The 5,009-nt window shown below is 62.2% G+C and carries 3 protein-coding genes; all 3 read left to right on the top strand.

Annotation, left to right across the window (positions count from 1 at the left end):
- Positions 1-599, top strand: a 599-nt coding sequence (locus WA702_RS08535; protein WP_425110086.1) for a GntR family transcriptional regulator, incomplete at its 5' end; no start/stop codon positions are given.
- A 930-nt stretch (positions 600-1,529) separates the two neighbouring features.
- Positions 1,530-2,627, top strand: a complete 1,098-nt coding sequence (locus WA702_RS08530) for an HlyD family secretion protein (protein ID WP_425110085.1) — start codon at positions 1,530-1,532, stop codon at positions 2,625-2,627.
- Positions 2,624-5,009 (top strand): ribosome-associated ATPase/putative transporter RbbA (rbbA, locus tag WA702_RS08525; RefSeq protein WP_425110084.1); only part of this gene is annotated, 2,386 nt, incomplete at its 3' end. The genes WA702_RS08530 and rbbA, both read left to right, overlap by 4 nt.

Here is a 5,009-nt window from a genome sequence, read left to right as displayed (position 1 = left end):
CGCGGATTCCCGAGCGCGACCTGTGCGAGCGGCTGCAGATCTCGCGCACCCCGCTGCGCGAAGCCCTCAAGGTGCTCGCCGCCGAAGGTCTGGTGCAGCTATTGCCCAACCGCGGCTCGCGCGCCGCCAAGCTGACCGACAAGGACATGCGGGACTTGTTCGAAGTCTGCCAAGGGCTCGAGGCGCTCGCCGGCGAGCTTGCCTGCGAGCGCATCTCGGACGCCGAGATCGCTGGGATCGCGGCCGCGCACGCGGCGATGGTGCAGCACTATCGCGGCGGCGATCTGATCCAGTACTACCGCTGCAACCGCGCCATTCACGAAGCGATCGTCGCCGCCGCCGGCAATCCCGTGCTCGCGGCACTCTATGCGTCGGTGACGGCGCGTATCAGGCGCGCGCGCTATGTCACGCCGATGACGACGCCGCGCTGGGCCCTGGCTGTCCAGGAACATGAGGCGATCCTCAATGCCCTGCAGCGCCACGATGGCCTCGGCCTCTCCCACATCCTGCGCACCCACCTCCGCCACAAGGGCGAAGAGGTCCTGCAAGCCGGCTTTGCAGAAACGGAGGGTCGCGAAGTTGCCCGACAAACAGCGTGAGGGCCTCAGCGGAATTGCGAAGCGCACTGAAAAGCGATGCCAAAGGGAGCCGGCAGAACCTCACACTCTACAGCGAGCGAGGTCGCCCGTGAGATGGCGGCAGGACGTGCCATTACACGCAAGGGTCGACGTGCGGTGACAAAGACGAGCGGGACAAAAATTCCGAATAGCAGAAAATTTCTTGACTTCAACCCCAAATCAATGGTTTCATCCGTGCATCCCGCCTCAATGAGAGGGGCGTATCGCGATCGTCACGACACGTGAGGCGGGGATGCGGTGGCCGCGGCTCATCAGGCGCTTTTGCGCGACGGCTGATGATATGCGGACGGTGAAGTCGCGTGGTTCTGGCGTCCCGATGCTGACGCCCAGCGCAATGCGCGCAGCGCATTGTCGCGACACGGGGGCAAGAAAGCCGGTCCCCGGGAAGATCGCGTATAAGCCGTAAAGCCATCGCGCGGGGAAGGCCGGTTGTTCGGCCGTACCTGTGGTTCTGCCGCGTGCTTTTTGTTTGCACGCGGACCGCGGGTGCGACCAGCACCCGGCCTTCCCGCGCCCTCTCATCTGCAGAGGGGCAGTTTTCGGTCATGAACTCGGGCATGTCGTGCCGCGAGGCCGAGATCGCTCGCCTGCAGGCTGTTTGACAGCACGCTGTTTGACAAATGTGAATCAGGAAAATTTGACGCACCCGTCTTTGCCAAGGGGCTGCGTCGGGCGGCTTCGCCTCTCTCCACCGAGGTGGCCACAAGGTCTTGTGAAACTGGAGGCCGCGCGCTTGGAGGCCATGTACCTGCGAACGCAGTCGGGTCATCACGGAGCGCCGCTGTGCGGATGTCGCATTTTGCGCGCCTCCGGATGAATTGAGCCAAGTCAAACGCAAATTATGCGGCAATGCGAAGCTGGTAACAGCTCCCGCCATTCAAGGCCGTAACCATGCCAGTTCACGACACGCAGCTCAGCACGGAACCCGCGCTATTGAAGGAATCCGCATCGCCTTCGCTTGTGCCATTCGTGCGGCAGCCCTTACCGCCCGCGCGCGTGACGCGGAGCAAGCGTCGGTCTCGATGGATCGTGGTCGCCATGATCGCGATTTTGGCTGGCGCCGGTGGTGCGGGGTATTATGTCTGGAAACAGGCCCACCCGCCGCTGCCTGTTGGGATCAGTTTTGGCAACGGCCGCATCGAGGCCGACGAAATCGACATCGCGAGCAAATATGCCGGCCGGGTCGCGGAGTTGCTGGTCGACATCGGCGACATGGTTACGCCTGGCCAGGTTCTGGCGCGGATGGACACTCGCGACATCGAACAGTCTCTTTCAAAATCAGAAGCGCAAGTCAGACAGGCCCAGCACTCGGTCGACGAGGCGCAAGCCAATCTCGTCCAGCAGCAGACGACGAAGACACTGGCCGAACAGGAGATGGACCGCGCCAATTCGCTTCTGAAAAGCGGCTGGACCACCCAGGAGATCGTAGACCAGCGCAAGCAGGCGCTCGATGCGGCCAGCGCCGGGCTCAATGCTGCCCAGGCTAGACTCCTGCAGGTGCAACACGCGCTGGAGGCTGCTCAGCATGATGCGGGCTTCTACAAGGTGCAGATCGCGGACAACAGCCTCGTTGCGCCGAAAGCGGGCCGCATCCAATACCGGCTGACCAATATCGGCGAGGTTCTCGCCGCCGGCGGCAAGGTCTTCACCATGCTGGATCTGTCCTACGTCTACATGGACATTTATCTACCCACGGCTGAAGCGGGCAAGGTCAAGGTCGGCGCCGATGCGCGCATCGTGCTCGATGCCTACCCCGATCACCCAATCCCGGCCAAGGTCTCCTTTATCGCAAGCCAGGCGCAGTTCACGCCCAAGACCGTGGAAACCCAGACCGAGCGTGACAAGTTGATGTTCCGCGTCCGGATGCGCATCGACCGCGAGCGCCTGCTCGGCCATATGGACGCGGTCAGAAGCGGATTGCCGGGCGTTGGCTATGTCCGTTCGGATCCGGCGGTTGCTTGGCCAAACAATCTTCAGGGTGCCTCATGACGGGCAGTGGCGACGTCGTCGCCGTCGTCACCGACCTGTCGCATGTCTACGGTTCGGTCACGGCACTTGATCGGGTATCAGTTGCACTGCCTGCAAAGCAGCTCGTCGGCCTGATCGGACCGGACGGCGTGGGAAAATCCTCGTTGCTTGCGATCCTGGCGGGTGCCCGCCAGATCCAGCACGGCGAACTCGTCGTCCTCGGCGCCGACATTGCGGACGCCGCCACCCGGGCCTCGGTATGTCCCCGGATCGCCTACATGCCCCAAGGGCTCGGCAAGAATCTCTATCCTGACCTCAGCGCTAAAGAGAATATCGAGTTCTTTTCCAGGCTGTTCGGCCAGTCGCGCGAGGAACGCGAGTGGCGGATCCGGGAGCTCCTGGAAAGTACGGGACTGGCGGCGTTCGCTGATCGGCCGGCCAAGAAGCTGTCCGGTGGCATGCGGCAGAAGCTCGGACTCTGCTGCTCGCTGATCCATGATCCCGACCTGCTGATCCTCGACGAACCCACGACGGGCGTCGATCCGCTCTCGCGCCGGCAATTCTGGGACCTCATTGGCCGCCTGCGTGGCCGCAGGACAACCATGAGCGTGATCGTCGCAACGGCCTATATGGAGGAGGCCGAGCGCTTCGATTGGCTGATCGGCATGAACGACGGAAAGGTTCTGGCGACGGGCTCGCCCGCCGAGCTGAAGGCGCAAACCGGGACGCTATCAATCGAAGACGCCTTTGTGGCTCTGCTTCCGAAGCGACAGCATTCTTCCGCTCTTGAGCCGATCGATCGCCCGCTCGATCCCGATGCCGAGCCTGTGATCGTCGCGAAAGAACTGACCTGCCGGTTTGGCGATTTCACGGCGGTCGACGGCGTCAGTTTCTCGATTCGCCGCGGTGAAATCTTCGGATTTGTCGGCTCGAACGGATCGGGCAAGACCACGACCATGAAGATGCTCACAGGGCTCTTGCCTCCCTCGGCAGGCGAGGCGCTGATCTTCGGCAAGACGTTACAGGCCGGTGATCTCGAAGCGCGCCGGCGCGTCGGTTACATGTCGCAATCCTTTTCCCTTTATGGCGAGCTGACGGTCAGCCAGAACCTGCTGTTGCACACGCGGCTTTTCCAGTTGCCTCGCGCGTTCGCCAGCAAGCGCATCGCCGAGCTGGTCGAGACCTGCGGTCTCGCCAGCTATCTCGACGATCTCGCATCTGCGCTTCCGCTCGGGATCCGGCAGCGGCTGTCGCTTGCGGTGGCCGTGGTGCATAGACCAGAGCTTCTGATCCTCGATGAACCGACCTCCGGCGTCGATCCGCTGGCGCGCGACGAGTTCTGGGCGCTCCTGATCGACCTGTCGCGCAACCAGGGGATCACCATCTTCGTTTCCACGCATTTCATGAACGAGGCAGCGCGCTGCGACCGTCTGTCGCTCATGCATGAAGGGCGCGTGCTCGCAACCGACACGCCGGAGCGATTGATTAAGGCGAGGGCCGCGGAAAACCTGGAAGATGCTTTCATCAGCTACCTGGAGCAGGAGAAGGCAGGCGAAGTCCCCCCCCTCACGCTCACCCAAGCTCAAGCAACCGGCACCGGCCCTGGTGACGTGATCCGCGCAAGCTCTCGTGAGCCCCGTTTCAGCTTTCAACGGCTCTTCGCCTATACGATTCGCGAAGGCCTGGAGCTGCTACGCGATCCCATCCGCCTGATGTTCGCCCTGTTTGGCACGACGCTCCTGATGATCGTGTTCGGCTTCGGTATCTCGACCGACGTCAACAATCTCACTTTTTCCGTGCTCGACCGCGACCAGACGCCCGAAAGCCGCGCCTATCTCGAGGAGTTGCGCGGGTCCCGCTATTTCGTGGAAAAGCCGCCGCTTGCCGATTACGCCGATCTCGATCAGCGACTGAAAAATGGCCAGATCAACGCCAGCATCGAAATCCCGCCGAACTTCGGCGAGCACATCAAGCGGGGACGGCCTGCCTGGGTGTCCGCATGGGTCGATGGCGCGATGCCGTTTCGTGCAGAGACGATCCGCGGCTACCTGCAGGGGATGCATCAGCTTTATTTGGGCGACCCTGCCGTGAGGACGACCCGGCCGGCTCACCCATCGCCGGCTGATATCGAGGTTCGATTCAAATACAACCAAGACTTCGACAGCATCTTTGCCATGGTCCCATCGACGATTGCGATGATGTTGGCCCTGTTTCCCGCAATCTTGATGGCGCTCGCGGTCGTCCGCGAAAAAGAGCTGGGGTCGATCACCAACCTCTATGTCACTCCTGTGACGCGGCTCGAGTTCCTGATCGGCAAGCAGCTTCCGTATGTTGCGGTCGCCCTGATCAATTTCGCCGTGATGTTCCTGATGGCGACACTTCTGTTCAGCGTCCCGTTGAAAG

Origin of the sequence: Bradyrhizobium sp., assembly GCF_049798375.1 — a bacterium.
Lineage (GTDB): Bacteria > Pseudomonadota > Alphaproteobacteria > Rhizobiales > Xanthobacteraceae > Bradyrhizobium.
The sequence above is the reverse complement of the archived record's forward strand: the minus strand, read 5'-3'. Positions and strand labels throughout refer to the sequence as shown.

Coding starts and splice junctions, on each gene's coding strand:
- WA702_RS08530 (WP_425110085.1), top strand. CDS start 1,530: ATGCCAGTTCACGACACGCAGCTCAGCACGGAACCCGCGCTATTGAAG.